Raw genomic sequence first — 25,572 nt, 5'->3', positions numbered from 1 at the left:
CGCGCTCAAGAAGATCAATCGCTTTTGCGTCGAGCTGATCCAGTGCAGACAGCGAACGCCAGAACTGCGTTGCCAGACCATTTGGGCGTTGAAGCGCGACCTTCACGTTTTCCAGCACCGTCAGATGTGGGAAGGTTGCGGAGATCTGAAACGAGCGCACCAGACCCATCCGCGCTACCTTGGCAGGGTTGGTTTTGGTGATGTTTTCGCCAAGAAGCGTAATCTCGCCGCTTGTCGGCTGGAGGAATTTGGTGAGCAGGTTGAAAACGGTCGTCTTGCCTGCACCATTTGGCCCGATCAGGGCATGAACGCGGGCGTGCTCTACATCAAGATCGACATTCTTCACCGCATGAAAGCCGCCAAACGACTTGCCCAGCCCACGAGCAGAAAGAACAATCCTCGACGGCTCTGCTTCTTGCAGAGCCGTAGTATTTTGGGTTGCTGTATTCATGCCATCAGCCTCTTACTGCGTGACCAGAGGACAGCCGCCCTTATCGAGTTGACGGAATGCTTCGTCGCCCGGAATGGTGCGAAGCACCTTGTAGTAATCCCACGGCCCCTTGGATTCCTCTGGCGACTTGACTTGAACAAGATACATGTCGTGCACCATTCGGCCGTCAGCTCGCAGCTTGGCATTGCGGGCGAAGAAATCGTTGATATCCATCGTGCGCATCTTGTCGAGCACCGCTTTACCACTTGTCGATTTTGCCGCCTCAGAGGCCTTTAGGTAATTCATAACGACTGAGTAAACTCCGGCATGTACCATTGTCGGCATTTTGCCGTTCATGCGTTCGCCAAATCGCTTCGACCAGTTGCGTGTCTGGTCATCATAATCCCAGTAAAAGCCAGTCGTCAGTGTCAGGCCTTTTGCAGTCTCGAGGCCGACGCTGTGGACGTCCGAGAGAAAGAGCAACATACCCGCAATCTTCTGCCCGCCCTCAGTAACGCCATATTCACTGGCCTGCTTGAGAGCGGTCATCGTATCGCCCGAAGAGTTTGCGAGCGCAATCACATCAGCGCCTGAAGCTTGGGCCTGAAGCAGAAAAGAAGAAAAGTCAGTGGTTTCGCGCGGATGACGAACCGAGCCCACCACCTCCCCGCCACTTGCCTTGACTGCTTCTGCGGTATCTCGCTCAAGGGCATGACCGAACGTATAGTCGACCGTAATAAAGTACCATTTCTTACCGCCCTCCTGCGTCATGGCGCGTCCAGTGCCATTAGCCAGAGAATAAGTGTCCCAGGTCCATTGCGCCGTTGTCGGAGAACAAGCTTTCCCCGTCAGATCCGAGGAGCCCGCAGTAGATGCAAGAAATGCCACATCCTTGTTGCGTGTTATTTCCTGGACGGCCATCGCAACCGACGATGTTGGCACGTCGATAATGGCTTTTACGTTCTTCTCATCAATCCAGCTGCGCGCCAGAGTGGAACCGATATCCGGCTTATTTTGATGGTCGCCAACGATGATTTCAATCGGCTCGCCATTCAACTTGCCCCCAAAATCCTCTACTGCCATCTTAGCGGCAACGACTGAGCCGTCCCCCGCAAGGTCGAAGTTCATACCGGACATATCGGTCAGTACGCCCAGTCGAACGGGCTCCGCTAAAGCTGGGCTCGCAAGCATCATTGCGGCAAGCGCACCAATGAGCATCCTTGAATTCATAATCATGGTTTTCCTCCTCCCAAAGTAATAACGGTGTTAACCCGACTGGCTGTTGCTTTCCGCAATCAACCTCGCCAGATAAAACTGATCTGCTTCATAAGGCGCAGCCCAGTTGCCGCGGTGTTGCTGATCAAGAGCCCTTTTTGTCATCCGCAAAGCCAACGGCGAGCATTCAGCGATTGTCTGCGCAAAAATTTTTGCGGCGTCGACCGCACCGCCCAATGGAGCAATCTTGTCGCAAAGACCCATATTGAGCGCGTCATGCTCGCCAATCCGCTCATTGGCAAACAGCACACGCTTCGCGCGTGTCGGGCCTATAAGCGATGACAACAAGGGAAGTCCGCCCCAGCCCAGTGTCATGCCCAGTCGGACTTCTGGAAACTGAAAGAAGGCACCCTGAGCCATAACGCGAAAATCTGCGGCAAGGGCCAGAATTCCGCCGCCACCCACAGCTGGCCCTTCGACAGCTGCAATTGTGATTTGCGGTAACAAACGCCAACGATCACACATGACGCCACCGAGCGACATAGCCCGATGACGAGATGTAGCATCGGCATCATTGCGCCATAGATTATCGTCCTTAAGATCTACTCCACCTGAAAAACGGCTTTCAGTGCCGGTAATGATAACGACCTGGACGCTATCGTCGGCCGATAAACCATCCGCCGCTCGTATGAGCTCATTAATCGATTCTTCATTGAGAGCGTTGGCCTTGCCGCCACGATCATAGCGCACCACCGCAATGGCTCCCTCGCTTTTGATATCGACTATGGCCATTTCCCTCATCCTAGATGTTTTCGCTTTGACATACTACCGAGTATGTTGCATATTCCGAATGGGTTTGCAACTGGCCTCTTTTGAGGTTTAGTTCCGGCCAGGGTAGGAGGAACACACAACATGACGCCAGACCAGCGCGCGCTTAACCGTAACCATTGCGTATTACGCTATCTTCTCGATAAGCACGCAACGGAGCGCCCCACGGCACCATTCGTACATTTTTGGCCATCGACAGAATGGGATTACAAGACGACCCGAGACCGCGTTCGACAACGAGCAGCTACTCTGCAATCCCATGGCGTAAAGCGTGGCGATCACGTCCTCTGCTTTATGGGCAATGGTCCGGACTTGCTCACTACATGGTTTGCAATTTGCTATATTGGCGCTGTCTATGTTCCGATAAATACCGCCGCCCTCGGACGTCAATTGGAGCATATTCTCAACGACGCGGACGCGGCGCTCATGGTCGCACAGGCCGATCTGATAGACCGGCTGCATGACGTCGCTCCTGGAAAATTACAGAAAGTTTTGGTGGTTGAAGGCTGGAAAAATCACTCAATTGCTGATGTGGAAATCCTACCTCTGACTGATGTTAGTACGGTCAGCGAGGCTGAGCTCTCCCTCGAAACGCCGATTGAACCCTGGGACACGCTTGCAATAATGTACACGTCAGGCACAACGGGCAATGCCAAGGGTGTCATAACCTCGTATGTCCAGCTTTTTACGATGGGGCCTGACGCCTTTGATTGCGTGGATGAAGCGGATCGCTGTATGATTTGCGGTCCAATCTTCCATTGCGGCTCTACACTTTATGTCTATGCGATGCTGGCGCGCGGACTTTCAATTGGCATGATGCGCGAGTTTAAAACCCAACATTTCTGGCAGGCTGTTCGGGAAACGAACTCGACCTACTGTCTGTTGTTGGGTGTAATGGCCAGCTTCCTCTTAAAGCAGCCTGCATCACCGGATGATCGGAACCACCCGCTGCGCCGCGCCTTCATTACTCCATTTGGAGAAGATGGCCCATTATTCGCAAAGAGATTTGGCGTAGAAGCATGGACTATCTACAACATGACCGAGATTGCGAGCCCATTGGTTGCTGGGCCCGGCATTACACAAAAGGGCATCGCGGGCAAGCCGCGTCCATGGTATCAGCTACGCGTCGTTGACGAAAACGATATCGAAGTGCCCGACGGCAATGCAGGTGAGCTGGTCATTCGCTCTGACCGCCCCTGGGCTTTAATGAAGGGCTACTACAACAATCCGAAAGCCACAGTCGAAGCCATGCGCAACGGCTGGTTTCACACCGGCGATAGCTTCCGCAAAGACGAAAATGGGGTCTATTTTTTTGTTGATCGCCTAAAAGACGTAATTCGGCGACGAGGTGAGAATATATCGTCTTTCGCTTTAGAGGCAGAAGTACTTTTCCACGATAGTGTCAAAGAATGCGCAGCAATAGCTGTTCCGAGCGAATTGAGCGAAGACGAAGTCCTGATCGTCGTTACACCGGTGGAAGGGGAGGAGATTTTTGCGGATGAATTGCTCGAGTTTCTTTCAGGCCGGCTGCCTCGCTTTATGGTACCAAGATATGTACGGATTGAGGAATCTCTTCCAAAGACTTCCAGTGGCAAAATCCAGAAACATGTTTTGCGTAGCGAAGGAGTTACCGAAAACACGGTCGATCGCGAGCTGAGAGTGACGCGGGCAAGTTGAACTCCGCACGCCCACTATCTATTATTCGAAAGACCCAGACATCATGGAAAACTTCGTATTCAACACAACGCCATCAATCGTCCTGCAAAACGGCGGCCTGACAAAGATTGTCGAGATTGCCGGGCATCTGTTGGGCAAGCGCGTTGTGGTCGTGACCGACAAAGGGTTGCGAAACCTTGGGCTGCTTACCCCTGCGACAAAAGCCTTGGAGCAGGCAGGGATTGCCATTTCAATTTTTGATGATGTGCAGGCTGACCCGCCCGAAAGCAATGTTATCGCCCTGAAGGATCAGATTGTAGCGCATGAAACTACTGGCGTCCTCGCCATCGGCGGCGGCTCCTCGATGGATGTTGCAAAGGTTGCGGCACTGCTTGCAAAGAGCGGTGAAGCGCTGAACGACATTTATGGTGTCAATATCGCACGCGGGCCGCGCTTGCCGCTCGTTTTAATTCCAACAACGGCAGGAACAGGGTCGGAAGTTACACCCATATCGATCATCACAACTGGAGCGTCCGAAAAGAAGGGGGTCGTCTCGCCCCTTCTGCTTCCAGATATGGCAGTTCTCGATGCTGACTTGACTGTCGGCTTGCCAGCAGCGGTAACAGCTGCCACCGGCATTGATGCAATGGTGCACGCCATCGAAGCATACACGTCTGCTTCCTCCAACAATAACCCTTTGTCTCGTTCATTGGCGCGCAATGCCCTGCAACTGCTTGGTGCCAATATCCGTACAGCGGTCTTTGAAGGACAAAATCGCGACGCACGGGCTGCCATGCTGCTCGGCTCACTGCTCGCTGGCCAAGCTTTCGCCAATTCGCCGGTTGCGGCTGTTCATGCGTTGGCCTATCCGATTGGCGGGCATTTCCATGTCCCGCATGGTTTATCCAATGCGCTCGTGCTTGCGCATGTGCTGCGGTTCAATCTCCCGGAGGCGAGCCATGTCTACGCGGAAATTGCGACAGATGTCTTTCCCGAACTCGGCGCTATATCTGCGGAATTGCGGGGAGAAGCTTTTGTAGAAAGGCTGGCGGAGCTTAGCCGTGAACTTGAAGTGCCCCAGCGATTGCGCGACGTGAATATTGCGAAAGATGATCTGCCCAAGCTTGCGCGCGATGCAGTGAAACAGACCCGCCTTCTGGTCAACAATCCGCGCAAGGTAACTGAGGCTGATGCGCTGACGATTTATCAGGCCGCATATTAATCAAAACCGCCGTTAATACCGTAAAAAGGCCGAATAAATCGGCCCTTTTTGACTCAACAAATTTCGAAAAGGCCTGCAGCGCCCATGCCGCCGCCAACGCACATGGTGACTACTACATAATGCCCGTTACGCCTCTTGCCCTCAATGAGCGCATGCCCCGTCATACGCGCACCAGACATTCCGTAAGGATGACCAATCGAAATAGCGCCGCCATTCACATTGAGTTTCTCATTATCAATGCCAAGCTTATCGCGGCAATAAAGAACCTGTGCTGCGAAGGCCTCATTCAACTCCCACAGATCGATATCATCGACCGTCAGACCATGTTGCTTCAAAAGTTTCGGAACGGCATATACCGGGCCAATGCCCATCTCATCAGGCTCGCATCCAGCAACAGCCATCCCGCGATAAATGCCGAGCGGAGAAAGACCACGTCTTTCCGCTTCCTTCGCTTCCATAAGAACAGATGCGGACGCTCCGTCAGATAGTTGCGAGGCGTTGCCAGCGGTAACATAACCACCTTGGCTGATTGTCTGGCCGCCGGCAAAAACCGGTTTCAGTCCCGCCAAACCCGCCAATGTGGTATCGGGCCGGTTACCTTCGTCCCTGGTCAGTTCGACGGGTTTCGCCGAAACCTCACCTGAAACCTTATCTTTGACCGACATGATCGACCGAAGGGGTACAATCTCGGCGTCGAGCCGTCCCGCCAACTGGGCCGCAGCAGTACGCTGCTGTGACTGCAGTGCATATTCGTCTTGCGCCTCACGTGAGACGCCATAGCGCGCAGAAACGATCTCAGCCGTTTCGATCATGCTCATGTAAGTAGCAGGAAGACGCTCAGTCAGCCACGCATCGTTCCAGCGATGCACGTTCATATGCTCGTTTTGCACCAGGGATATCTGCTCAACGCCGCCACCAATGGTAATCATCATGCCATCGCCCGTAATCTGCTTGGCAGCAGTTGCGATAGCCATCAACCCAGACGCGCATTGACGATCCATCGATTGGCCAGGAACTGAGGCAGGAAGACCCGACCGCAGCAACGATGTGCGTGCGATATTCATGTGGGTCGTTCCTTGCTGAAGCGCTGCGCCAATGACGACGTCCTCAATCTCAGCTCCATCGATGCCTGCGCGCTCGACAGCCGCCGCAATTGCATGTCCCGCCAGCGCGGGAGCTGTGGTATCATTGAAAGCTCCGCGATAGGCTTTGCCAATAGGCGTCCGAGCCGTTGATACGATTACAGCTTCTCTCATCACAATACCTCCACCGATCCTTGAACGTAAAGCCTTGCGGCTAATTCTTTAAGTTCCGTGGTAAGCGGAACTGGCCGTCGGGTTTCTCGGTTGACATAGACATGCACATATTCGCTTGCGGCAGCCGTCAATTCTTCACCATCCTTGAAAATGCCAAAGCCCCAAAGCAGACTCGTGTTACCGATGTGCTCGACGCGAACCCCAACGACGATATTACCAGGATATGAAATCTCGGAAAAATAGGTTGTTGAATTGCGCGCCACTACACCAATTGGCGTGGAACCATTCAGCTCCAGAGCGCCGGCGGCGATCAATGACCGGTTCAATGCTGCATCACAATATTGCAAATAGACGACGTTATTGACGTGGCCATAAATGTCCATATCGCTCCAGCGCGTCTGCATTTCGTAAAATTCTCGAAAAGCCGAACGAGATTCGGCCTTCAGGCGGGGTCGTGAGGTCGTCATTTGACAACCTCTTGCGCCCTCGACCTTGCGATGATGCGTTCAACATGCGCCAACCCGGCCCCAGTTTCAATAAAACTGGTCAAGTCGTCAACTTTAGTGAAAGCCGCGGCTACCGCCTCGGGCGTACGCTCGCCTTTCGGCAGATAAATGCCCTCGCTTTCCACAATCGCCATACGGGACACTGTACCTGCTCCTGCGAGCAGAACAGTGCGACTTGGTGCTTGTTCACTGACGAGAAAGAGAGCGGCCGGAACGACATTTTCGGGTGCGAGACGTACAAGCATCTCCTCGTCAAGTACATCACCAGTCATGCGCGTGGCAGCCGTTGGCGCAATCGCGTTGACGTGGATGCCGTACTTTTCGCCTTCAAAGTGCAAGACATTCATCAGGCCGACCAACCCAGCCTTCGCCGCTCCGTAGTTGGACTGACCGAAATTACCATAGACGCCCGACGTAGATGTTGTCATCAGGATGCGGCCATAGGTCTGGCTCTTCATGATGTCCCAAACAGCGCGGCTTGCATTAGCTGAACCAAAAAGGTGCACGTCGACCACTGCCTGGAAATCAGCCATCTCCATCTTCGCAAAACTTTTGTCGCGCAAGATACCCGCGTTGTTAATGAGGATATCGATGCGTCCGAATTCCTCAACTGCGCGCTTGGCAAGCGCCTGCATATCTTCGAATTTCGTAACGTTGCCTGCGTCTGCAATAGCAACGCCGCCGTTGGCTCTGATTTCTGCAACGACGCTTTCAGCGGCCTCAGACGCGCCACCTTTTCCGTCGCGGCTGCCGCCAAAATCGTTAACAACAACTTTTGCGCCGCGGTCTGCCAGTTCGAGCGCGTATGCACGTCCAAGCCCGCCCCCCGCGCCTGTTATGATTGCGACGGAATTTTCAAAGGAGATAGCCATTTTATGATCCTCAACCTACCGTAAGAATAAGCCATTCAGCGACCAGCGCCGCCTTGGCTTCGCCTTTGATTTCAACAGTCGCATTCAGGGTCTGAAGTTTACCATTCCCCTTCGACTGAATTGATTTCGAACTGAACACACCACGGATAGATGACCCAACTCTCACTGGAGCGAGGAAGCGGACCTTGTCGAAGCCATAATTGATTTCGACAGTACCCGTGGTAGCTTCCGGTAAAACCGCGCGGCTGAGCTTGGTCAACAAACCAAGGATCAGGAAACCATGTGCAATAGTTCCTCCGAAATCACTTTCTTTTGCTGCACGCACAGGGTCGGTATGAATGAACTGTTGATCATCAATCACATCCGCAAATCGATCAACAAGCTGTTGATCGATCTTGACCCAGTCCGAATAAAGGACTTCGCTTTCTATACCTGCCGGGGAAGCCGACGCTGCAGAATTCGGGCTTAGTTCCAAAATATTATCCTCCGAGCGTTGAAAAATGGTCGATGGACACACTAATCAACAACATACCGGGTAGTATGCACTTGAACATGGGTTTGTCTAGTGGCATTTTACTGTCGAAATTTGCTAGGCTTAAGGTGCCGCTTATCTACGCATAAAATTGGAGTAGCAGATGGCTGAAAGCCGCCGAAATAACCGAACAGACAGTACTGGGAATGTCGTCATCCTAGAAACAGCCGCTCAGTGCTTCATGGAGCAAGGCTTTTCAACTACTAGCATTGATGACGTGGCGCGCAGGATGGGCTCGACGAAGGGGCGCATTTATCATTACTACTCATCAAAGACAGATCTTTTTTTCGACGTTCATCGTGAAGGCATGGATCGACTGTTCAAAGCCGTTGAACCCGTCATGGTGCTCAACGGTTCCGGACTGCACCGACTTGAAGAGATGCTCATGGCGCACGCGCTCGCCATGATGAACAACGTCGCTTTTGAAGCGGTCGTGGTGCAAGGCGTTCACATGCATAAGCTCGCGGCGACCACCCCAGACCAGCGCCGTACGCTCAACGACCTTATTTCTGTGAGACGCCGTTTCGAGGATTTGTTCAAACAAGTCATTCGGGAGGGGATTGAAGACGGCAGCATTCGCCACGTCGATGTGTCGATCGCGACCAAGGCAGTCCTGGGCGCCGTCAACTGGCTATCGATCTGGTATCAACCTAGGAGTGCTGAAACCGAAAGCGACAGAATCGCGTTGGCAAGAGAGATCGTCAATGTCCAGACGAGAGGTCTTCGTGGGTGAGGACGCAATCCAGCAATAGATGTTGCCGGTTCTCATGGTCGGGGAATATTCGTTTTTCTGCAGCCCTATCGTCGCCAAGTGAGCCGAGCCTAAACACGTGCAGTGATTTGGAGCAGCGTCGACTTATTTTTTTCCAGCAATCAACGGGCCGAGCCGCAGCGTAACAAGCAGATTTCTCCTGGAGATAATCGATCTGCAGTTTTATGTCCCTGGCCTGCCCGCTGGTAGAGAAAACCTGATCGTTGACCCAGCTTAAGTTCACTGAATGATGCAGGTTCCCGGCCAATCCCTGCACGAGCGTTCTGCACAGCTCGTAACGGAAATACCCAGAACCAAGATAGAGGCAATAAAAGCAATCCTGCGTAGCGCGACTTTCCTCATTACTTTGGCTCCCATTCAAAAATCTGCGTCTGCGCTGTTTTGATCGCCAATGCGATCGCTGGATTGCGAGGCTTGTATAGAGAGAGTCAAATATACAAGTCAAAGATGTCGACATCAATCCAAAGTGGCAACACCCTACATCGCAAAATACAGTGTTCCTGATCGCAATTTCCAGGACACTAATCGCCTTCCACTGAACGTTCGCCCCGCCCGCGATGAAATCTTCAATATTTTGATGGAACCAATCCGGTAAGTGTAGCAACTTTCGGAACACTTATGTGAACCGAAATTACATGATCAGCGCCATTTGGCATTGAAGCCAAACAGATTTTTAGAAACGAACCACGATAAAAATCCGCCAAATGCCAACGCAAGGACTACCGTAAGAAGCGATAGTTTCCTGAAGAGAATTAGAATGATGCCGGTTGCTGCTAAGATTGGGAGAACTGAGAGTCCAATACTTAGGTAGAGATTCAATGTTTCGTACACGCGCTTGTTCCTCCCTACTGGTAGGAGCAGCCGTGTCAGATGCGCAGCATGAAATCCCCTGTTAACGTGTTAGCCGATGTTGCAAAGCATCAGCAACTCATTTGCCACATCAAATGCCGGTCCGTTAATTTTTTTCAAGCTTCCCCATATTGATACACCGGAAATGATGTAACTTCACCGATCCTTAATTGTGTCGAATTTGCTGATAAAAAACACTCCTTCCGGCACGTCGTCTGATCCGCTTTTCGCTACGTTCGAAGCGCCCTAAAGCCGCAAACCGCTGGTCTTGTCGAAGATATGTATACAGTCGGCATCGGGCACCACATGCAGGATATCACCCGGTCTAACTGTCATTCTTTGATGAAAGACCGCGACAACTGGCTGCCCCGCAATACGAAGCAAAAGCTGCGTGTCGGGGCCGGTCGGCTCCACGACCTCAACGCGTGCGGTCAGGTCATTGCCGCCAATCATCAGGTTTTCAGGGCGGATTCCCCACAGGATCGGCTGTCCGTCCTGACATTGCCTCGAAGTGTTTGGAAGGGGCAGCCGTGTACCATCTTCCGTAATTACAGAGCCTCCACTAACCTTTCCTTCAATGAAGCTCATTGAGGGGGAGCCCAAGAAGCCAGCAACAAAGGCATTGGCCGGACGATCATATAGCTCGAGTGGCGAACCCGTCTGCTCAATCTTGCCCGCCTGCATGACGACGATACGGTCAGCCATGGTCATGGCCTCGATCTGGTCGTGAGTAACATAGATCATTGTGCTGCGCAGCCGAATATGCAGAGATTTGATTTCAGTACGCATCTGAACGCGCAGCTTCGCGTCCAGGTTGGAGAGCGGCTCATCAAACAGGAAGAGCGCGGGATCACGCACGATTGCACGTCCCGTCGCGACACGCTGCCTCTGTCCGCCTGACAGTTGCCCGGGATAGCGATCAAGCAGTGATGCAAGCCCTAGAATGTCGGCGGCTTGTTTCACCTTCCTGTCAATCTCGCCGGAATTTTCGCCGCGTAATTTGAGCGAAAAGCCCATATTTGCCCGAACCGTCAAGTGGGGATAAAGCGCATAGTTTTGGAACACCATTGCTACGTCGCGTTGTTTCGGGGCGAGACGCGTCACAGGACGATCTGCGATCGATATCTCGCCTGAGCTTGCCTCTTCTAATCCGGCGATAAGCCGCAACAATGTGGACTTGCCGCAGCCCGAGGGCCCGACAAGTGCCACGAACTCTTCGTCAGCAACATCGAGGCTGACGCCACGTAAAATTTCAGTCGATGCGAAGGACTTGCGCAGATCGCGCACACTCATCGTGGCCATAACAGAGAGCCTTCTTTTGCAGATTTCACTTGATGCCTCCAGATATCAGACTGCGCACGTAGAAGCGCTGCATGAGGAGAAAAGGGATGGTTCCGATCACGATTGCCAGGCTGGTCGAAGCAAAGAGGCCGCCCCAGTCGTTCTGTTCGAAATTTATGTTACGGGCGATTGCGACTTGCACCACCGCGTATTTAGGATCGCTGGCAGCAACAACCGGCCAGAAAAACGAATCCCACTGAGCAAGAAACAACATGAGGCTGGATGTTGCGATGGTTGGCCAGGAAAGGGGCATGGCGATGAAGGCCCAGATATAAAGCCAGGATGCACCGTCGACCCGCGCAGCCTCGTAGAAATCCTTCGGAATCGAGGCGAAAAACTGCCTAAACAGAAAGATTATCATACCGTTCGCTACTTCCGGGATGATGAGCGCCTTGTAACTGTTGGTCCATCCAAATGCGTTAATCATCACGTATAGTGGCATGACGATCGCTTCGAACGGCATCATGAAACTGACGATGACCAGCAAAAAGAGCAGATTCTTGCCACGAAAGTCGAACGCGGCGAATGCAAAACCCGCCAATGCGTTGACGAGCAGGCCGAACACGACAGTCGTCAACGCCACAACCGAAGAATTACGAAGCGCCAGCGGAAAATCGCCCTTCAGCAAAGCGAGATAATTGTCCAACGTCAGGCTGGACGGCACCAGCGTATGCCAGCCAAAGTCAGATACCGGCTGGAATATCTCCGCCTGCGGCCGCAAAGAAGCCATTAAAAGCCAGGCAAGCGGACAGACGACGACAAACGCAAGCACGGAAAGCATGCCATAACGCAGTGCCACCCTCAGCGGGTTGCGAGCGATTGTACATTCACTCATACGCGATCCTCCGGAGAGCGCAGAAGGCGCAGTTCAAGGGCGACGATGACCAGGATTATCGCGAGCAGAATGGTTGAGATAGCAAGCGAGCGGCCAAGGTCTGAGAAAGTGAAGGCTGAGAGATAGGCCTGGTACATTAGTACCGATGTGGCACCACTCGGACCACCTGATGTCAGGATATAGACCGGCGCAAAAAACAGAAAGTTGATCGCGGTATCTGCTACCAGAACGAAGGCCATCGGCTTGCGCATAAGCGGCAACGTAACAAAACGGAAGCGCTGCCACGAGGTCGCGCCGTCCATGAGCGCCGCCTCGTGTACCGACGAAGGAATTGAATAAAGGCCAGCAAGCAGGAATAGCATCCAGTAGCCCGCACCCTTCCAGGTGGCGATGCCAATCAATGTGGCTAGCGCCTGGTCCTGTCCGCGATGGAACGGTTGCGCGCCGATACCGATCCATTCCAGGAATCCGTTCAACGGTCCCAGATTAACGTCGAGGAAAAGTCCGAACAACACGGCGCTGAGACCAGTCGAGACGGCCATCGGCAAAACCAGCAATGTTCGGTAAAGCCAAATCCCCCGTCCAGGCTGGAACACCAGCAAAGCCAACGCAAAGGCAATTGCGAGTTGCAATGGGTTGATAATCAGATTGAAGATCAACGTGACCTGCAAAGAACTCCAGAATTCAGGATCAGACAGGAGATAGCTGAAGTTCTCCAGGCCCACGAAACTCAGATCGCCCATTAATGACGTACCAGTGAGGCTGCCAGCGACAGCGATCCCGATCGGGGCAAGACGAAATACGAGGAGCCCTATCAGCGCGGGCGCAAGGAAAAAGAATGGCGTGAGACGGGAAGATATCATTGCATGCGAACCACGATGGAGGGCCGAACTGAAGACCCGCAGCACAAATGCTGCGGCTGAACTGATCATCGATACTTGCGCATCTCACGATCAACGCTTGAAGCTGCTTTAGACAAACTACCCTTCACATCGCCGCCCGTCTGAATGTCTTGAATGGCCGTGCGCAGAAATTCCTCGTATTCGCGGTAACCGGGGGTCTGAGGACGCGGAGTCGCGGTGTTGGCTAATTCGTACTGGACAATTTTCCAGACGGGATCGACAAAGGTGGTAGAAGCACGTTCATCCCAGATTTGCTTAATCGACGGGGGATACTGGCGAAGATCAAACCATAGGTTCATAGCGTCCCGCGTGCTCATCCACTTCACGAAAGCTTCACATTGTGCCATATGAGCAGTTCTTGGGTTGATGCCCACGTGCCAGCTCCCGGTTGGTGTCGCTGCTTTTCCACCCTTAAAATAGGGGTGTGATACGACTCCAAAATCGAGGTCCTTGAACTTTGCAAAGCCGCTCAGGTTCCAAGTGCCACCAACGATCATGGCAAGCTTACCCGATCCGAACATTTCCTGTGTTACGCCAGTCTGAAACGTGCCAACGGGTGAAACCTTGTGGGTATGGAACAGTTCTCTGTACCATGTCATCACGTCAACCATGCCGTCACCGTCGACGAAACCTTTGGCTGTCAGCCCGTCATCGCCGATTACTTTGATTCCACGGCTCTGTGGTAGCGGCAGCAACTGGTACGGGTTGCTGTTTTCGAAGGCAAAGCCGAATTGCGACTTCTCTGCAATTGTTAGTGCCTTCGCCATATCCAAAATCTCTTCCCAGGTCAGGCGCTTTTCCGGGTCGGTGGACGGTTCGGCCAGCCCCGCTTCAGCAAACAGCTTCTTATTATAGAACAGGAGTTGGGACGAAGTTCCGAGCGGCAATGAATAGAGCTTGTCCTTAAAACTTCCTTGGATGAGGGTGCTCGGAACGTAGCGGTCGCGCTCATCAGCTACCAGCGATCCAAGATCGAGAAGATGACCGCGCGCCGCGTAAGATGCCGTCAAGGGACCATCAACGAGATATACGTCCGGCGTTATACTGCGGGCACTCAGACGAACCTCAAGAGTCCGAAACAGCTCAGCAATAGGAAGGCGTTCTTCAGCCACTTTAACACCCGAAGTGGCTTCGAATGCCGCCATGAGCGGCCTCACCTGCTCCTCTGGCCATCCCATCCATGGCACAGACAATGCGACTGGCGTCTGAGCATGTAGTCTTCCTACAGAGCCTAGTACTGCGGCGCCAGCTGCGCCTTTGAGAAATTGACGTCTTCCAATCTTCATGTCGATCCCCATCAGTTGTTTTTCTGGCGGCGGCTTTTGTTGTTGCTTCTTCCGCGAACTCAGTGCATCAATGTTATGCAAACGTTTGCATAAGAACGCATGAACTCTGCTAGATAGTCAAGTGGCAAGTTTCGGACCGTGGGCGGTTTGGCAATTTAGAGGCAAAAATGGCTGATGACAGCAAGAAGATCAGGACATTTGAGGTGGCGGCGCTGGCTAAGGCTTCCCCTTCCACGGTGTCGCGTGCGCTTGCCGGCGACCCGAGAATTTCGGAGGCGACACGCGAACGTGTCCTCGCTGCTGCCCGGCAGTTGAACTATCAACCAAATCTTATTGCCCGTGGCCTTAAAAACTCAAGCACAGGTATTGTGGGTGTCGTGGTAACCGACCTCGATAATCTCTACCATAGTCACACCTTGAAACTGCTGATCGATGAGATGGGCCATCAGCGTTTAGCGCCGCTGGTCTTTGCCTGCAACACAGATGACCGTGCCGGTGCCGTTATCGACCGGTTGACGAGTTATCAGGTAGACGCAGTGATCGCGCTTGCGGCCCCCTTTGATGCAGAAATCGTGCAAAGTTGCAGCCACAGTGGCAAGCCTCTTGTGCTGATGAACAGTTACGACGGACCGGTTCCAGTTCACACCGTCGCTGGCGATAGTCGAGCCGGCGGCGCTATAGCCGCCGAACACCTTGTGGAACGTGGTGGAAAGCGTTTCGCCTTTTTCGGCGGTGAGGATAGTACCCGCATCAGTCGGGAACGCGAACTTGGCTTTCGCGAAACGCTGGAGCATCTCGGACATCGTTGCGACGTGCATGCTTCGACCCGGTACACTTACGATGACGGCCGCCGAGTAGCCGCCGAACTCCTCGCTCAAAAACCCGATGCTATCTTCTGCGCCAACGACGTTTTGGCCTTCGCGCTAATGGACACCGCGCGGCAAGAGCTCGGTCTCTCCATTCCCAACGACCTCATCGTGGTCGGCTACGATAACACCGCCATCGCCTCATGGCCGTCCTTTAACTTAACGAGTATCGATCAGTGCCTGGAGGCCATGGTGTCGAGCACCATTGCTGCGACACGGGCGATAATCGATGAACCAAGCCGAGAACCCGTGGCGGCTACGATTGCACCGCGGCTGACCCCACGTAATTCGACGGCGGCCAGAAGCTGGTCCTAGGAGCAGATATAATGCAGAAGATATTGATAGATTGTGATCCTGGACATGATGATGCGACCGCCATCCTCTACGGCGCCAAACACCTGGATCTTGTCGGCATTACGACCGTGTACGGCAACCAGACTGTTGACAAAACCACGTGGAATGCGCTGTCGCTTGTGAGCTTGCTCGGGCTCGACGTGCCCGTCGCGCGCGGTTGCGAAGGTCCGTTGAATGGCGTTGTGCGACATGGAGGCGACGTCCATGGAAAGACGGGGATGGACGGAGCTGAATTGCCCTCCCCAGACCGTCAAGTGATCGGCGTCCATGCCGTAGATTTCATAATCGAAATGGCAAGTGAACACCGCGGTGAACTTGTTCTCATACCAACCGGTCCTTTCACAAATGTGGCCATGGCCTTACGCAAGGAACCTCGTCTTACAAAATGGCTTCGAGGTATAAGCGTCATGGGTGGCACGACCCAGATCGGCAATACGACACCCGTCTCTGAATTCAATGTCTGGTGCGACCCCGAAGCTGCCGACATAATCTTCCGCAGCGGTGTCCCGCTCTGGATGGTTGGCCTTAATGTCACTCGCCAAGTTGGCGTAACGCAAAACGATGTCAACAAGCTTCTGGCGGGCGGTCCAGTCGCCAAAGCTTATGGCGGTCTGTTCTCTTTCTTCCGCGACAGCCTCAAAAAAGTACATGGCCTGTCGACTGCTTCACTACATGACCCCTGCGCCCTCGTTCCTTTCATTGCTCCTGAAATGATCAACTACCGACATTGCCATGTGGAGATCGCGCTTGGCGCCGGTCCGACCCGTGGCATGACGGTATGTGATATGCGCAGCCTGACCACTCAGAAACTGGAAAACATCCAGGCCATGCAGGCTCCGAATTGCAATGTGGCAATCGACGTACAATCAAGGGATTTGGTCGAACACATTCTTCAGGCAATCATTGAATGGCGATAGAGGTCTGCGCACTTGACCCCCTTTAACCGTGAAACCTGCTGAAGGAGAACATTTGCAGCGGTGTCGTGCAGCCAGCCAAGCTCGTGTTCCGTCTTCATTGATGTCGCGACGTTGGCCTTCTGAGCTAAGCAACGTCGCGCCACCCGTGACACTAAGCACCACCACGGAAGCAGGAGAACCCCCAGGGTGTCATTTTGAACGGGCAATGATAATGCTGTTGAGGGTCATCGAGACCAAACCTATAGACGACTTCGTCCAGGAAAGGCATTTCTGGCAGTTCGCACCGCTCATTTCGGTAGTAACATCCAACCTCAAAAATAACCTCGCAGATCGATTTTCGAATAAAAAGTTCCGACAGGCCAGACGCGAGACCGTTCTCTTCAATCTTACCCAAGTAAAGCGATTGCCGATCTAACCCTTCGACACGCACGACGCGGATGGCAAGGCCCTGTGCGACGATTCCACTCGTCACATCAACAACATGTACTGACATGTTGCCCATCACCAGAACCCTCGATGAGGTTCTGCTGCTTCATCTTCAAGCGAAGGCCCAACTACTCCGATTTTTCGCTGTCCCCTTGTACAGACCTCTCGACATGGCAGCGCGAAAGTCGGGTTCTCGGGATGGAAACCTGCGAGCCCCAATAGGTCGTGCTCTGACAACGCGTCCGATCCCTGTCCAATAAACAGCACCAGAACACATGCAGCAAGACTCTGCGCAGGCATATAAGGTGCATTCGGCAAGCTCCTGCGATGCGTTTCTGGTTTTTTTGGCGAACTGGTCGCAGCTCTTCATATATAATAAATTTAAAGGGCAGTTTGATGATATATGGCGACTTATATCTTTCAATAGGAACCTTAAATGGGAAAGCGGCGCCTCGTCGCAAGGCGTCCAAACAACTCACAATGAGTTGCAGGTCCGGCCACAGCATGTTGACGGGATCCAGCCAACGAAGTCGCATGGACGCGCAGCGCCTCTGAGCCATCTCGCTGACGCACCTTGCGAGCATTGGGAGCAGCGCAGAAAACCGAAACCTGTGTCACTTTTCTCAAGATGAGCGCCCGAGGGTTTCCCGTCGCGGCAATTTCTGATCTCGAATCCTGAAACTTTCGCCTTCGACGACCCTGCCCCTCAGACCAAATTATGGTTGTTTTTAGCGGCGAACGATCTCCAATGCGAGGGACAGAGGCTATTGAACCATCAATGAGAGTGGCGCACGGTTTCTGATGGGAGATAGCCGAAGCGCTCGCGGTAATCGGCTGAGAATAAGCCCATATGATTGAATGCCCATGCCATTGCGATACGGGTAATATCGCCGGGCCCAGCATATCCGCGAGCAAGCTCCGCATGCACCTTATCCAATCGCATGTTCTTGAACACGCCGAGCGGCGTGTTGCCCCTGACGCTGCGGAAGGTTCGGTGTAAGGTTCGCGCGCTTGTACCGGTCGCGTCCACAAGTTCCTGCAAAGTCAGTTGCTTGTGGAGATTGTCGAGCATAAATTTTTCAGCGCGTTGGACATAGCTCGGAACCGCACTTATCTGTGGCTTAGAGCAAAGTTGCCTATCGAGGGCTGCCGCAAGCGATGCTAGCAGACTATCCTCCAGCCGCTCCGACAGGCCGCCATGGAAGAACGCTTCCTTATCCTTCTCAATCTCCTTCATGACGAAGTGCGCCAGTTGATAGAAGGCCCGTCCAGCTAGAGTCTCGAAGGAAACGACACGTTTGTTATGAGTAAACTGCTCGATAAATTCTTTGCCCCCCAGAATATCGATCTGGGCGTCACTCAAACTGAAGATCAACATGCGCGTTGAGGGATGAAATTCCAGGTCGATCGCCGAATGTGCATCAACCAACTGAGCGTTCATGCCCGATTGATATAAGAGTTCATCACCCCGCCGGTCACGGGAAACGAAGATGCCCTGCAAAGGAATCTGCAACAAAGTCATATCGTTATGCGCCTCCACCTCAATACGCGCATGACCACCAATGCGGATTGCCGTCAGACCGAAGGGACGCATGCGCCCGTGCGCGACTTCAGTGCGATAGGTCGGGCTTGATTTCTTGGAGATGCGGCAAGGCCTGAGTAGCCCGGACATGGTGTTCTGGAACGAATCGATGGACGGCGAAAGCCGGTGCATATAGGTGTTGGTCTGCATCACGATATTCCCCGTATCTCATTTAGAGAGCATTTTATTTGAAGATTAAACTATCACGATGTGAGAAGAGCGCAAGCACCACGAAAATTTTGCCATAAAATGCGTTTCTGGCGGTTTTCTGTTAGGAATGGCGATTTGGTGATAGACAGCGCGGTTCCCGCTTTTATCGTGGTCCCCAGGCGCCAAAGAGCTGCCACGAATAAAGGGAACCGCGTATGAACGTGATTATCGTCGGAGGAGGCATTGGCGGCCTCACCATGGCACTGATGCTGCATGCACGAGGCATTGACTGTCAGATTTTCGAAGCAGCGCCTGAAGTCCGCGAACTGGGCGTTGGCATTAATGTTCTTCCGCACGCCATCCGCGAACTCGCTGAGGTCGGGTTGCTACCCGCATTGGACGCCACAGGTATCCGTACGCGTGAGTTGATATATGCCACGCGACAGGGCCAGGAAGTCTGGCGCGAGCCTCGCGGGATGGATGCAGGCTATGATGTACCGCAATTTTCGATCCATCGCGGCTACTTGCAGAAACTGCTTTATGATGCGGTCATCGAACGTCTAGGCCCTGACAGCATCGTCGCGAACCAGCGGTGCGTTCGCTATACCCAGAACGAAGGCTCTGCGACGGTGCATTTCGCTGAAGGGTCGAAAATCGTCTCAAAGACAGGCGACATTGTGATTGGCGCCGACGGTATTCACTCCGCCATCCGGCAGCAAATGTTCCCGAACGAAGCTGGACTCAAATGGAATGGCGTCATGATGTGGCGCGGCGCAGTTGAGAGCGACCCCTTCCTCGATGGCCGCACCATGATCGTCGCGGGCGGCTTTACTTATAAACTGGTACTTTACCCCATAGCTAAAGGTTCGACACCCGGTAAAATTCTCAACAACTGGGTCGTAACCTATCGTCCGGGCGCTGACGGGTCGCCTGCACCGAAACGAGAAGACTGGAGCCGTCTCGGCACGCATGAAGAACTGATGCCACATGTCGAAAAGTTCGGCATCAAAGTAATCGATCTTGCCGCGCTGGTTAAGGCAACCGATACATTCTTCGAATATCCGATGTGCGACCGCGATCCCGCCCGTTGGTGGACAGACGGCCGGGTGGCCCTGATCGGTGATGCTGCTCATCCGATGTATCCTGTCGGGTCCAACGGTGCGAGCCAGGCAATCATCGACGCTCGCACACTCGCCGATCATCTGGCCGCCGCTGAACACGGTCGCGCGGCACTTGCGGCATACCAGGCCATTCGTTTGCCTGCCACCGCTGAAATCGTCCGCCTCAACAGGCTGGGCGGTCCGGAAGGCGTCATCGATGAGGTCGAACGCCGCGCACCATCCGGTGTTGCTGATCTGGACGGCATCATCAGCTTTGCCGAGCGTGAAGCAATTGTTCACGGCTATGCCACAAAGGCTGGCTTTTCAACACAACAAGTTAACCGGGAAGCGACGCGGGCTTCGGCCTGAAACTTGCGTCTGAAATCGAGTGAAAGGAATTAAAGTGACAGTTCTTCAAGCTGACGTGACAAAATCCGGTTCCTCCGTGGACGGCGTTGTCTGGCATATTCTGGGGCAGACCTATGTGCCCAAGCATGTTTGCGAAAGCTCTATGTCTTGGCATGCAACCTTTCCTCCCGGCACCTTCGTTCCGCCGCACATTCACACCACACAGGAAGAATTCATCTATGTGCTGGAAGGGCGCCTCGACTTGCTGCTCGACGGTAAGGATGCTGTCGCCGAAGCCGGCGATCTTGTCTGCCTGCCGCGTAACGTTTCGCACGGCATTTTCAACAAGTCTGAACAGCCGGTGAAGTGCGTATTCTGGGTTTCGCCGACTGCAAAGCTGTGGGATCTGTTTGTTCGCATTAATAATGTCGGTGATCCCGCCGAAATAGTTCGCGTCGCACCGGCTCATGAGGTTGAGTTTTTGCCCGCGCCAGCAGAATAATGCGTTCGCCCGGCAGAAGTATGGGAGTTCATCTGCCGGGTCTTAAGCACTTTCAGCAAAAGCGCGAAGCCGTTTGTGTCCGACAATGCGAAAGAAAAAGAAAATAAAGCAAAAATCTGCAATCGAGGTGGAACAATGAAAATTTCGACGAAGGTAGCCTTGGCGCTGCTCGCCGCAACCATGTGGAACGCGACCGCGCAGGCCGAAGACGGCAAGATCAAGATCGGATTGATCTATACGCTAAGTGGGCCGTCGGCCTTGCTGGGCGAACAATCCCGCGACGGCTTCTTGCTTGCCATGGACAAGCTGGGCAACAAGCTCGGCGGCCTTGATGCAGAAATCATCATCCAGGACGATGAACAGAAACCCGATATCGGTGTTAACAAGGTCCAGCAGATGATCCAGCGTGACAAGGTGGATTTCGTTATCGGACCGATTTTCTCAAACGTCCTGAACGCAATCGTCAAGCCGGCAACTGATTCCGGCGCATTCCTGATCTCGACCAATGCAGGCACATCCAATCTGGCTGGCAAGGATTGCAACCCCAATCTGTTCGTGACGTCCTATCAAAATGACCAGATGCATGAAGTTTCCGGCAAATATGCCGAAAAGCAGAATTACCAGCGCGTTTTCCTGATCGCTCCAAACTATCAGGCAGGTAAAGACGCACTCGCCGGATTCAAGCATTCCTATAAGAACGAGGTCGCGCAAGAAATATACGTGCCACTCGGCCAGCTGGACTATTCAGCTGAGCTGGCGCAGATCGCAGCGGAACAGCCAGACGCAGTCTACGCCTTTTTGCCTGGCGGCATGGGTGTGAATTTCGTCAAGCAATATCGCCAGGCGGGTCTCGAAGGAACTCCATTTCTCTCGGCATTCACCGTAGACGAAACCACTTTACCCGCGCAACAGGATGCAGCAGTCGGCTTTTTCGCCGGTTCAAACTGGGCGCCGGATCTTGAATCAGCACCGGCCAAGGAATTTACCGCAGCTTATGAAGCCAAGTTCAAGCGCATTCCGGCAACTTTTGCGGTGCAGGCCTATGATGCCGCCATGCTGATCGACGCAGCCGTCAAGAAGGTCAATGGCAATCTGGCCGACAAGGACGCCCTGCGTGCGGCCATGAAAGACGCGAAGTTCACATCGCCGCGCGGTGAATTCAGTTTTGGCGACAACCATTTTCCAATTCAGGACTTCTACCTGACCAAAGTTGTCAAGCGTGACGACGGCCAGTTCGCCACATCATACGTTGAAACGGTCTTTAACGACTACAAGGACAACTACGCAGCTGAATGCAAGATGTAACGGGGTGGAAGCAGGTCGCTCAAATGAGCACAGTCTTCTCAATTTCCAAGTCTGAAACAGTTCACGCCAATTCGTCTGGCGTGAACCAGGTTTCAGTACAACGAGTTTCGGAAATCCCTCATGCTCAATCTCTTCTTGCTGCAGTCCCTCAATGGGATTCAGTTTGGCATTTTGCTCTTTCTCGTCGCCGCCGGGCTGACGCTGATCTTCGGCGTCATGGACCTCATCAATTTGGCTCATGGCGTTCTTTACATGGTCGGTGCTTATCTGACAGCGACTTTCACTGCCATGACCGACAGCTTCCTTTATGGCCTCCTGATCGCCCTTCCGGTTACTCTCGTCATCGGCATTGTGCTGGAAGTTTTGGTGTTTCGACGACTATACGAACGTAGCCATCTTGATCAGGTTTTGGCGACATTTGGACTGATCCTGATTGTGAACGAACTGGTGAAGATTATCTGGGGCGCAGCGCCGCTCAGCGTGCCGATGCCCGAATCCCTCTCCGGTTCTATCCAGCTTTTTGGGAACCTTCGATATCCCGTCTACCGCCTGCTGATCATTGCGGCCGGTCTTCTCACGGCAGCCGGTCTGTACCTCCTCGTCAATCACACCCGCATCGGCATGCTGTTGCGTGCCGGCGCAAGCAACGGCGACATGGTCTCGGCTCTCGGTATCAATATTCGTCGCCTCTTCATGGTGGTCTTCGGACTTGGCGCAATGCTTGCCGGCTTTGCGGGCGGCATGATTTCCCCCATACTCTCCGTCGATCCGGGCATGGGTGACTCCATCTTAATCCTGACATTTGTCGTTATCGTGATCGGTGGGGTCGGTTCCGTGCGTGGGGCTTTTGTTGCAGCCATAACTGTAGGCCTCGTTGATACGCTTGGCCGTACCTTCGGGCCCATGCTGCTCCGTAATCTGCTTGATCCGGCAGCCGCCTCCCAAATGGGACGCACGCTCGTGCCAATGCTCACCTATATCCTCATGGCAGCCGTTCTCTACTTCCGTCCGACGGGCCTGTTCCCGGCGCAGGGAGGAACGCGATGAGCGATATTTCCCCCATCATCGACACTGTCGCTACGCCGGAAAAGCCAAACGACCAGCGGTCCCGTTTACAGGATACAGGACCGTGGCTGGTATTTGCGGCATTCGCAATTGTTCCACTTGTTGCATCTGTCCTGGACGATAGCTTTCTTCTTGTAATCGTCACCCGCATCATGATTTTTGGGCTAGCAGCACTGTCACTCAACTTCATCATGGGTTACGGCGCACTCGTGTCATTCGGCCATGCCGCCTATATCGGCATTGGGGCCTATGCCGTCGGAATCCTGTCGAGCTATGGTGTAGATGATCTGCTTCTGCAGCTGATCGCTGCCATCATTTCCGCGGCGATCTTCGCCTTCGTCACCGGCTACATCTCGCTGAGAACCAGCGGCGTCTATTTCATCATGATCACCCTGGCCTTTGGTCAAATGGCCTTTTTCTTCATGGTGTCTCTGTCGGCCTTTGGCGGTGATGATGGAATGACGCTGTCGTCGCGTTCCACACTGTTTAACAATGCACTGCTTTCGAGCAATCTTGTGTTGTTCTATTTCGTGCTGGCATTACTGATTAGCGCGTTCTTCATCTTCCGCATGTTGGTGCATTCAAGGTTCGGTCGCGTGCTACGTGGAACAAGGGATAATCCGGTGCGTATGCGCGCTATAGGCTTCTCGACCTTCTCGTTTCAGCTCACTGCTTACGTAATTGCTGGCGTTGCGGCGGCGATTGCAGGCGTTCTTCTAGCCAATCAGATCCAGTTCGTTTCGCCCGCGTTTATGAGCTGGCAGCGCTCTGGGGAACTGATTGTCATGGTAGTATTGGGTGGCATGGGCACGCTGATAGGCCCGGTGCTCGGCGCAACAGCCTTTATTGTTCTGGAAGAAGTGTTGGCTCACTTTTCCGAGCACTGGAAACTCGGCCTCGGTCTTTTCCTCGTTCTCGTCGTGCTCTTCAGCCGCGACGGTATCGGCGGGCTGATCCGCAAGCTGCGTGGAGGCTCCGATGTCGAATGAGCTTCTAAAGGTCCATGAACTGCACAAAAGCTTCGGCGCACTTAAGGTCACAGACGGTATCAATCTCACCGTCAGGCACGGCGAGATCCATGCGTTGATCGGTCCGAATGGCGCGGGCAAGACCACGCTGATCCATCAGCTTTCGGGAAACCTTAAAAGCGACCGGGGCACGGTGGTCTTCGACGGCCAAGATATTACGAATTTGCCCATGCCCAATCGTGTCCATCTGGGGCTTGCGCGCTCGTTTCAGATTACATCGGTCCTTGAAGGCTTCAGCGTACTTGAAAATGTTGCACTCGCGGTTCAGGCCCGATCCGGCTCGAGTTTCCGCTTCTTTCAGGCGGCAAGCAAGGAAGCCAAAGTCAATGAACAAGCAATGGCAGCCCTTGCCCGTGTGCAGCTCGATGACCGCGCCCATCGTCGGGCAGGAGCGCTTTCTCATGGCGAGAAACGCCAGCTTGAGATAGCCATCGCTCTCGCCACCAAGGCGCGAATGCTACTGCTCGATGAGCCTTTGGCGGGCACCAGCCACGAAGAATCGGTGGTGCTCGTTGAGTTAATGCGCTCGCTGCGTAAAACCCATACTCTTGTTCTGATCGAACATGACATGGATGCCGTTTTCTCTCTGGCTGATCAAGTGAGTGTGCTTGTCTACGGGCGCGTCATCGCATCGGGAACACCCGCGGCAGTGCGGTCCGATCCAGACGTGCGCGCCGCCTATCTGGGTGAAGAGGAAGCCACACAATGTTGAAAGTCGAAGGGCTCCAGAACGCCTATGGCCAGTCCCGCGTTCTCTTCGGGATCGATTTTGAAATCGGCGCGGGTGAGGTCGTGACCATCCTCGGCAGAAATGGTATGGGCAAAACCACGACCATCAAATCAATCTTCGGCTTGCTGCCGCCCAAAGGTGGCAAGGTTTTTGTCAATGGCCACGACGTTACCGGCAAGCCCCCGCATGCAATAGCGCGTGAGGGTCTAGGACTTGTTCCGGAAGGGCGACAGATATTTCCGACACTGAGCGTCGAGGAAAACCTTCTGGCCACCCGGCGCTCAGACGCGCGCTCATCCAAATGGACGCTACAAAGCATCTACCGCATGTTCCCGCGCCTTAAGGAACGGCGCCGCAACATGGGCAACCAGCTTTCCGGCGGCGAGCAGCAAATGCTGGCGGTCGGTCGCGCACTGATGACCAATCCAAAGATGGTTGTACTCGACGAGGCGACCGAAGGATTGTCACCCCTCATGCGCGAAGAGATCTGGTCCTGCCTGCGCAACATCAAGGATGAAGGCGATGCAATCCTCGTTATCGACAAAAATGTTGATGCGCTCGCACGCTTTGCGGACCGTCACGTCGTTATAGAAAAAGGCCGAGTGGTGTGGAGTGGCGACAATAGTGCGCTTTTGAACACCCCGGACATCAAGGAACGTTACTTGCACGTTTGACCCCGTGGGCAAACGCAAATTTT

The 25,572-nt window shown here is 53.6% G+C and carries 25 protein-coding genes and 1 pseudogene; 12 read left to right on the top strand and 14 right to left on the bottom strand.

The features are described 5' to 3' along the window. From QSJ70_RS22530 to QSJ70_RS22520, 3 genes are all read right to left on the bottom strand, one after another. A partial coding sequence (locus QSJ70_RS22530) for an ATP-binding cassette domain-containing protein (protein ID WP_285539816.1) occupies positions 1 to 451 on the bottom strand: 451 nt, incomplete at its 3' end. A 12-nt stretch (positions 452 to 463) separates the two neighbouring features. Continuing rightward, on the bottom strand, positions 464 to 1,666 hold the full coding sequence (locus tag QSJ70_RS22525) for an ABC transporter substrate-binding protein (RefSeq protein ID WP_215781382.1): 1,203 nt from the start codon (positions 1,664 to 1,666) through the stop codon (positions 464 to 466). Between the two features lie 30 nt (positions 1,667 to 1,696). Continuing rightward, positions 1,697 to 2,437 carry an enoyl-CoA hydratase/isomerase family protein gene (locus QSJ70_RS22520; protein ID WP_285539813.1) on the bottom strand — a complete coding sequence of 247 codons (741 nt, stop codon included), beginning with the start codon at positions 2,435 to 2,437 and terminating at the stop codon, positions 1,697 to 1,699. Between the two features lie 120 nt (positions 2,438 to 2,557). Between QSJ70_RS22520 and QSJ70_RS22515 the strand changes: the two genes are divergently transcribed. Together QSJ70_RS22515 and QSJ70_RS22510 are read left to right on the top strand one after the other, a co-directional pair. Next, positions 2,558 to 4,150, top strand: a complete 1,593-nt coding sequence (locus tag QSJ70_RS22515; RefSeq protein WP_285539811.1) for an AMP-binding protein — start codon at positions 2,558 to 2,560, stop codon at positions 4,148 to 4,150. A 43-nt stretch (positions 4,151 to 4,193) separates the two neighbouring features. Further along, a complete protein-coding gene (locus tag QSJ70_RS22510; protein ID WP_285539809.1) occupies positions 4,194 to 5,351 on the top strand; it encodes an iron-containing alcohol dehydrogenase in 1,158 nt (385 codons plus the stop codon). A 53-nt stretch (positions 5,352 to 5,404) separates the two neighbouring features. Here QSJ70_RS22510 and QSJ70_RS22505 read toward each other — a convergent pair whose 3' ends face one another. From QSJ70_RS22505 to QSJ70_RS22490, 4 genes are read right to left on the bottom strand one after another with little or no spacing between them, the layout of a single operon-like run. After that, positions 5,405 to 6,607 carry an acetyl-CoA C-acyltransferase gene (locus QSJ70_RS22505; protein ID WP_215781374.1) on the bottom strand — a complete coding sequence of 401 codons (1,203 nt, stop codon included), beginning with the start codon at positions 6,605 to 6,607 and terminating at the stop codon, positions 5,405 to 5,407. Next, a complete protein-coding gene (locus tag QSJ70_RS22500) occupies positions 6,607 to 7,074 on the bottom strand; it encodes an acyl-CoA thioesterase (RefSeq protein WP_285539805.1) in 468 nt (155 codons plus the stop codon). The genes QSJ70_RS22505 and QSJ70_RS22500 overlap by 1 nt, the downstream gene beginning before the upstream one ends. Continuing rightward, positions 7,071 to 7,985 (bottom strand): SDR family NAD(P)-dependent oxidoreductase, encoded by a 915-nt coding sequence (locus tag QSJ70_RS22495; protein ID WP_285539803.1) that lies wholly within the window; start codon positions 7,983 to 7,985, stop codon positions 7,071 to 7,073. Before QSJ70_RS22495 ends, QSJ70_RS22500 begins: the two co-directional genes overlap by 4 nt. Positions 7,986 to 7,995: 10 nt before the next feature. Continuing rightward, the gene (locus QSJ70_RS22490) at positions 7,996 to 8,460 is read right to left on the bottom strand and encodes a MaoC family dehydratase (RefSeq protein WP_215781369.1); all 465 of its coding nucleotides are present in this window, start codon (positions 8,458 to 8,460) and stop codon (positions 7,996 to 7,998) included. A gap of 160 nt (positions 8,461 to 8,620) precedes the next feature. Between QSJ70_RS22490 and QSJ70_RS22485 the strand changes: the two genes are divergently transcribed. Further along, on the top strand, positions 8,621 to 9,250 hold the full coding sequence (locus tag QSJ70_RS22485; RefSeq protein WP_285539799.1) for a TetR/AcrR family transcriptional regulator: 630 nt from the start codon (positions 8,621 to 8,623) through the stop codon (positions 9,248 to 9,250). Positions 9,251 to 10,384: 1,134 nt separating this feature from the next. Here QSJ70_RS22485 and QSJ70_RS22480 read toward each other — a convergent pair. From QSJ70_RS22480 to QSJ70_RS22465, 4 genes are all read right to left on the bottom strand, one after another. Further along, positions 10,385 to 11,440, bottom strand: coding sequence for an ABC transporter ATP-binding protein (locus QSJ70_RS22480; protein WP_285539797.1), 1,056 nt, complete (start codon positions 11,438 to 11,440; stop codon positions 10,385 to 10,387). A 25-nt stretch (positions 11,441 to 11,465) separates the two neighbouring features. After that, complete coding sequence (locus QSJ70_RS22475) at positions 11,466 to 12,260, bottom strand: carbohydrate ABC transporter permease (protein WP_285539795.1); 795 nt, start codon at positions 12,258 to 12,260, stop codon at positions 11,466 to 11,468. Positions 12,261 to 12,310: 50 nt separating this feature from the next. Then, entirely contained in the window at positions 12,311 to 13,177 is an 867-nt protein-coding gene (locus QSJ70_RS22470) for a carbohydrate ABC transporter permease (RefSeq protein ID WP_285539793.1), read from the bottom strand. A gap of 65 nt (positions 13,178 to 13,242) precedes the next feature. Then, positions 13,243 to 14,361 carry a sugar ABC transporter substrate-binding protein gene (locus QSJ70_RS22465; RefSeq protein ID WP_285539791.1) on the bottom strand — a complete coding sequence of 373 codons (1,119 nt, stop codon included), beginning with the start codon at positions 14,359 to 14,361 and terminating at the stop codon, positions 13,243 to 13,245. A 308-nt stretch (positions 14,362 to 14,669) separates the two neighbouring features. Between QSJ70_RS22465 and QSJ70_RS22460 the strand changes: the two genes are divergently transcribed. Both QSJ70_RS22460 and QSJ70_RS22455 read left to right on the top strand, forming a co-directional pair. After that, complete coding sequence (locus QSJ70_RS22460; protein ID WP_285539788.1) at positions 14,670 to 15,683, top strand: LacI family DNA-binding transcriptional regulator; 1,014 nt, start codon at positions 14,670 to 14,672, stop codon at positions 15,681 to 15,683. An 11-nt stretch (positions 15,684 to 15,694) separates the two neighbouring features. After that, complete coding sequence (locus QSJ70_RS22455; protein ID WP_285539786.1) at positions 15,695 to 16,639, top strand: nucleoside hydrolase; 945 nt, start codon at positions 15,695 to 15,697, stop codon at positions 16,637 to 16,639. Positions 16,640 to 16,790: 151 nt separating this feature from the next. On the opposite strand, the gene QSJ70_RS22450 is transcribed toward QSJ70_RS22455, so the two are convergent. From QSJ70_RS22450 to QSJ70_RS22440, 3 genes and pseudogenes are all read right to left on the bottom strand, one after another. Further along, a complete protein-coding gene (locus QSJ70_RS22450) occupies positions 16,791 to 17,132 on the bottom strand; it encodes a hydroxyisourate hydrolase (protein ID WP_285539784.1) in 342 nt (113 codons plus the stop codon). Positions 17,133 to 17,140: 8 nt separating this feature from the next. Further along, a pseudogene (locus tag QSJ70_RS22445) lies at positions 17,141 to 17,384 on the bottom strand (tRNA-specific adenosine deaminase); the annotation flags it as partial. A 456-nt stretch (positions 17,385 to 17,840) separates the two neighbouring features. Continuing rightward, positions 17,841 to 18,797 carry a helix-turn-helix transcriptional regulator gene (locus tag QSJ70_RS22440; protein WP_285539782.1) on the bottom strand — a complete coding sequence of 319 codons (957 nt, stop codon included), beginning with the start codon at positions 18,795 to 18,797 and terminating at the stop codon, positions 17,841 to 17,843. 215 nt (positions 18,798 to 19,012) lie between these two features. On the opposite strand from QSJ70_RS22440, the gene QSJ70_RS22435 reads away from it, so the two are divergent. From QSJ70_RS22435 to QSJ70_RS22405, 7 genes are all read left to right on the top strand, one after another. Beyond that, positions 19,013 to 20,266: a flavin-dependent oxidoreductase gene (locus QSJ70_RS22435; protein WP_215781350.1), complete on the top strand. Its 1,254-nt coding sequence runs from the start codon at positions 19,013 to 19,015 to the stop codon at positions 20,264 to 20,266. 34 nt (positions 20,267 to 20,300) lie between these two features. Further along, a complete protein-coding gene (locus tag QSJ70_RS22430; RefSeq protein WP_215781349.1) occupies positions 20,301 to 20,747 on the top strand; it encodes a cupin domain-containing protein in 447 nt (148 codons plus the stop codon). Between the two features lie 135 nt (positions 20,748 to 20,882). Next, positions 20,883 to 22,052 carry an ABC transporter substrate-binding protein gene (locus QSJ70_RS22425; protein ID WP_285539779.1) on the top strand — a complete coding sequence of 390 codons (1,170 nt, stop codon included), beginning with the start codon at positions 20,883 to 20,885 and terminating at the stop codon, positions 22,050 to 22,052. A gap of 120 nt (positions 22,053 to 22,172) precedes the next feature. After that, positions 22,173 to 23,099 (top strand): branched-chain amino acid ABC transporter permease, encoded by a 927-nt coding sequence (locus tag QSJ70_RS22420; protein ID WP_285539777.1) that lies wholly within the window; start codon positions 22,173 to 22,175, stop codon positions 23,097 to 23,099. After that, positions 23,096 to 24,106, top strand: coding sequence for a branched-chain amino acid ABC transporter permease (locus QSJ70_RS22415; RefSeq protein ID WP_215781343.1), 1,011 nt, complete (start codon positions 23,096 to 23,098; stop codon positions 24,104 to 24,106). Before QSJ70_RS22420 ends, QSJ70_RS22415 begins: the two co-directional genes overlap by 4 nt. Beyond that, positions 24,096 to 24,857, top strand: a complete 762-nt coding sequence (locus tag QSJ70_RS22410; protein WP_215781342.1) for an ABC transporter ATP-binding protein — start codon at positions 24,096 to 24,098, stop codon at positions 24,855 to 24,857. The genes QSJ70_RS22415 and QSJ70_RS22410 overlap by 11 nt, the downstream gene beginning before the upstream one ends. Next, positions 24,851 to 25,549 carry an ABC transporter ATP-binding protein gene (locus tag QSJ70_RS22405; RefSeq protein ID WP_215781340.1) on the top strand — a complete coding sequence of 233 codons (699 nt, stop codon included), beginning with the start codon at positions 24,851 to 24,853 and terminating at the stop codon, positions 25,547 to 25,549. The genes QSJ70_RS22410 and QSJ70_RS22405 overlap by 7 nt, the downstream gene beginning before the upstream one ends. Positions 25,550 to 25,572 lie beyond the last annotated feature (23 nt).

The organism is Brucella sp. NBRC 12950, from assembly GCF_030268145.1.
GTDB lineage: Bacteria > Pseudomonadota > Alphaproteobacteria > Rhizobiales > Rhizobiaceae > Brucella.
This window is presented reverse-complemented; position numbering and strand designations above follow the sequence as displayed.

What these genes read in the sequence shown, in the direction of transcription:
- QSJ70_RS22510 (WP_285539809.1), top strand. Translation starts at nt 4,194, where the DNA reads ATGGAAAACTTCGTATTCAACACAACGCCATCAATCGTCCTGCAAAAC.
- QSJ70_RS22435 (WP_215781350.1), top strand. Translation starts at nt 19,013, where the DNA reads ATGAACGTGATTATCGTCGGAGGAGGCATTGGCGGCCTCACCATGGCA.
- QSJ70_RS22515 (WP_285539811.1), top strand. Translation starts at nt 2,558, where the DNA reads ATGACGCCAGACCAGCGCGCGCTTAACCGTAACCATTGCGTATTACGC.
- QSJ70_RS22405 (WP_215781340.1), top strand. Translation starts at nt 24,851, where the DNA reads ATGTTGAAAGTCGAAGGGCTCCAGAACGCCTATGGCCAGTCCCGCGTT.
- QSJ70_RS22415 (WP_215781343.1), top strand. Translation starts at nt 23,096, where the DNA reads ATGAGCGATATTTCCCCCATCATCGACACTGTCGCTACGCCGGAAAAG.
- QSJ70_RS22470 (WP_285539793.1), bottom strand. Translation starts at nt 13,177, where the DNA reads ATGATATCTTCCCGTCTCACGCCATTCTTTTTCCTTGCGCCCGCGCTG.
- QSJ70_RS22450 (WP_285539784.1), bottom strand. Translation starts at nt 17,132, where the DNA reads ATGTCAGTACATGTTGTTGATGTGACGAGTGGAATCGTCGCACAGGGC.
- QSJ70_RS22460 (WP_285539788.1), top strand. Translation starts at nt 14,670, where the DNA reads ATGGCTGATGACAGCAAGAAGATCAGGACATTTGAGGTGGCGGCGCTG.
- QSJ70_RS22465 (WP_285539791.1), bottom strand. Translation starts at nt 14,361, where the DNA reads ATGGCGGCATTCGAAGCCACTTCGGGTGTTAAAGTGGCTGAAGAACGC.
- QSJ70_RS22505 (WP_215781374.1), bottom strand. Translation starts at nt 6,607, where the DNA reads ATGAGAGAAGCTGTAATCGTATCAACGGCTCGGACGCCTATTGGCAAA.
- QSJ70_RS22425 (WP_285539779.1), top strand. Translation starts at nt 20,883, where the DNA reads ATGAAAATTTCGACGAAGGTAGCCTTGGCGCTGCTCGCCGCAACCATG.
- QSJ70_RS22495 (WP_285539803.1), bottom strand. Translation starts at nt 7,985, where the DNA reads ATGGCTATCTCCTTTGAAAATTCCGTCGCAATCATAACAGGCGCGGGG.
- QSJ70_RS22520 (WP_285539813.1), bottom strand. Translation starts at nt 2,437, where the DNA reads ATGGCCATAGTCGATATCAAAAGCGAGGGAGCCATTGCGGTGGTGCGC.
- QSJ70_RS22455 (WP_285539786.1), top strand. Translation starts at nt 15,695, where the DNA reads ATGCAGAAGATATTGATAGATTGTGATCCTGGACATGATGATGCGACC.
- QSJ70_RS22475 (WP_285539795.1), bottom strand. Translation starts at nt 12,260, where the DNA reads ATGCTTTCCGTGCTTGCGTTTGTCGTCGTCTGTCCGCTTGCCTGGCTT.
- QSJ70_RS22480 (WP_285539797.1), bottom strand. Translation starts at nt 11,440, where the DNA reads ATGGCCACGATGAGTGTGCGCGATCTGCGCAAGTCCTTCGCATCGACT.
- QSJ70_RS22440 (WP_285539782.1), bottom strand. Translation starts at nt 18,797, where the DNA reads ATGCAGACCAACACCTATATGCACCGGCTTTCGCCGTCCATCGATTCG.
- QSJ70_RS22410 (WP_215781342.1), top strand. Translation starts at nt 24,096, where the DNA reads ATGTCGAATGAGCTTCTAAAGGTCCATGAACTGCACAAAAGCTTCGGC.
- QSJ70_RS22485 (WP_285539799.1), top strand. Translation starts at nt 8,621, where the DNA reads ATGGCTGAAAGCCGCCGAAATAACCGAACAGACAGTACTGGGAATGTC.
- QSJ70_RS22420 (WP_285539777.1), top strand. Translation starts at nt 22,173, where the DNA reads ATGCTCAATCTCTTCTTGCTGCAGTCCCTCAATGGGATTCAGTTTGGC.
- QSJ70_RS22525 (WP_215781382.1), bottom strand. Translation starts at nt 1,666, where the DNA reads ATGATTATGAATTCAAGGATGCTCATTGGTGCGCTTGCCGCAATGATG.
- QSJ70_RS22500 (WP_285539805.1), bottom strand. Translation starts at nt 7,074, where the DNA reads ATGACGACCTCACGACCCCGCCTGAAGGCCGAATCTCGTTCGGCTTTT.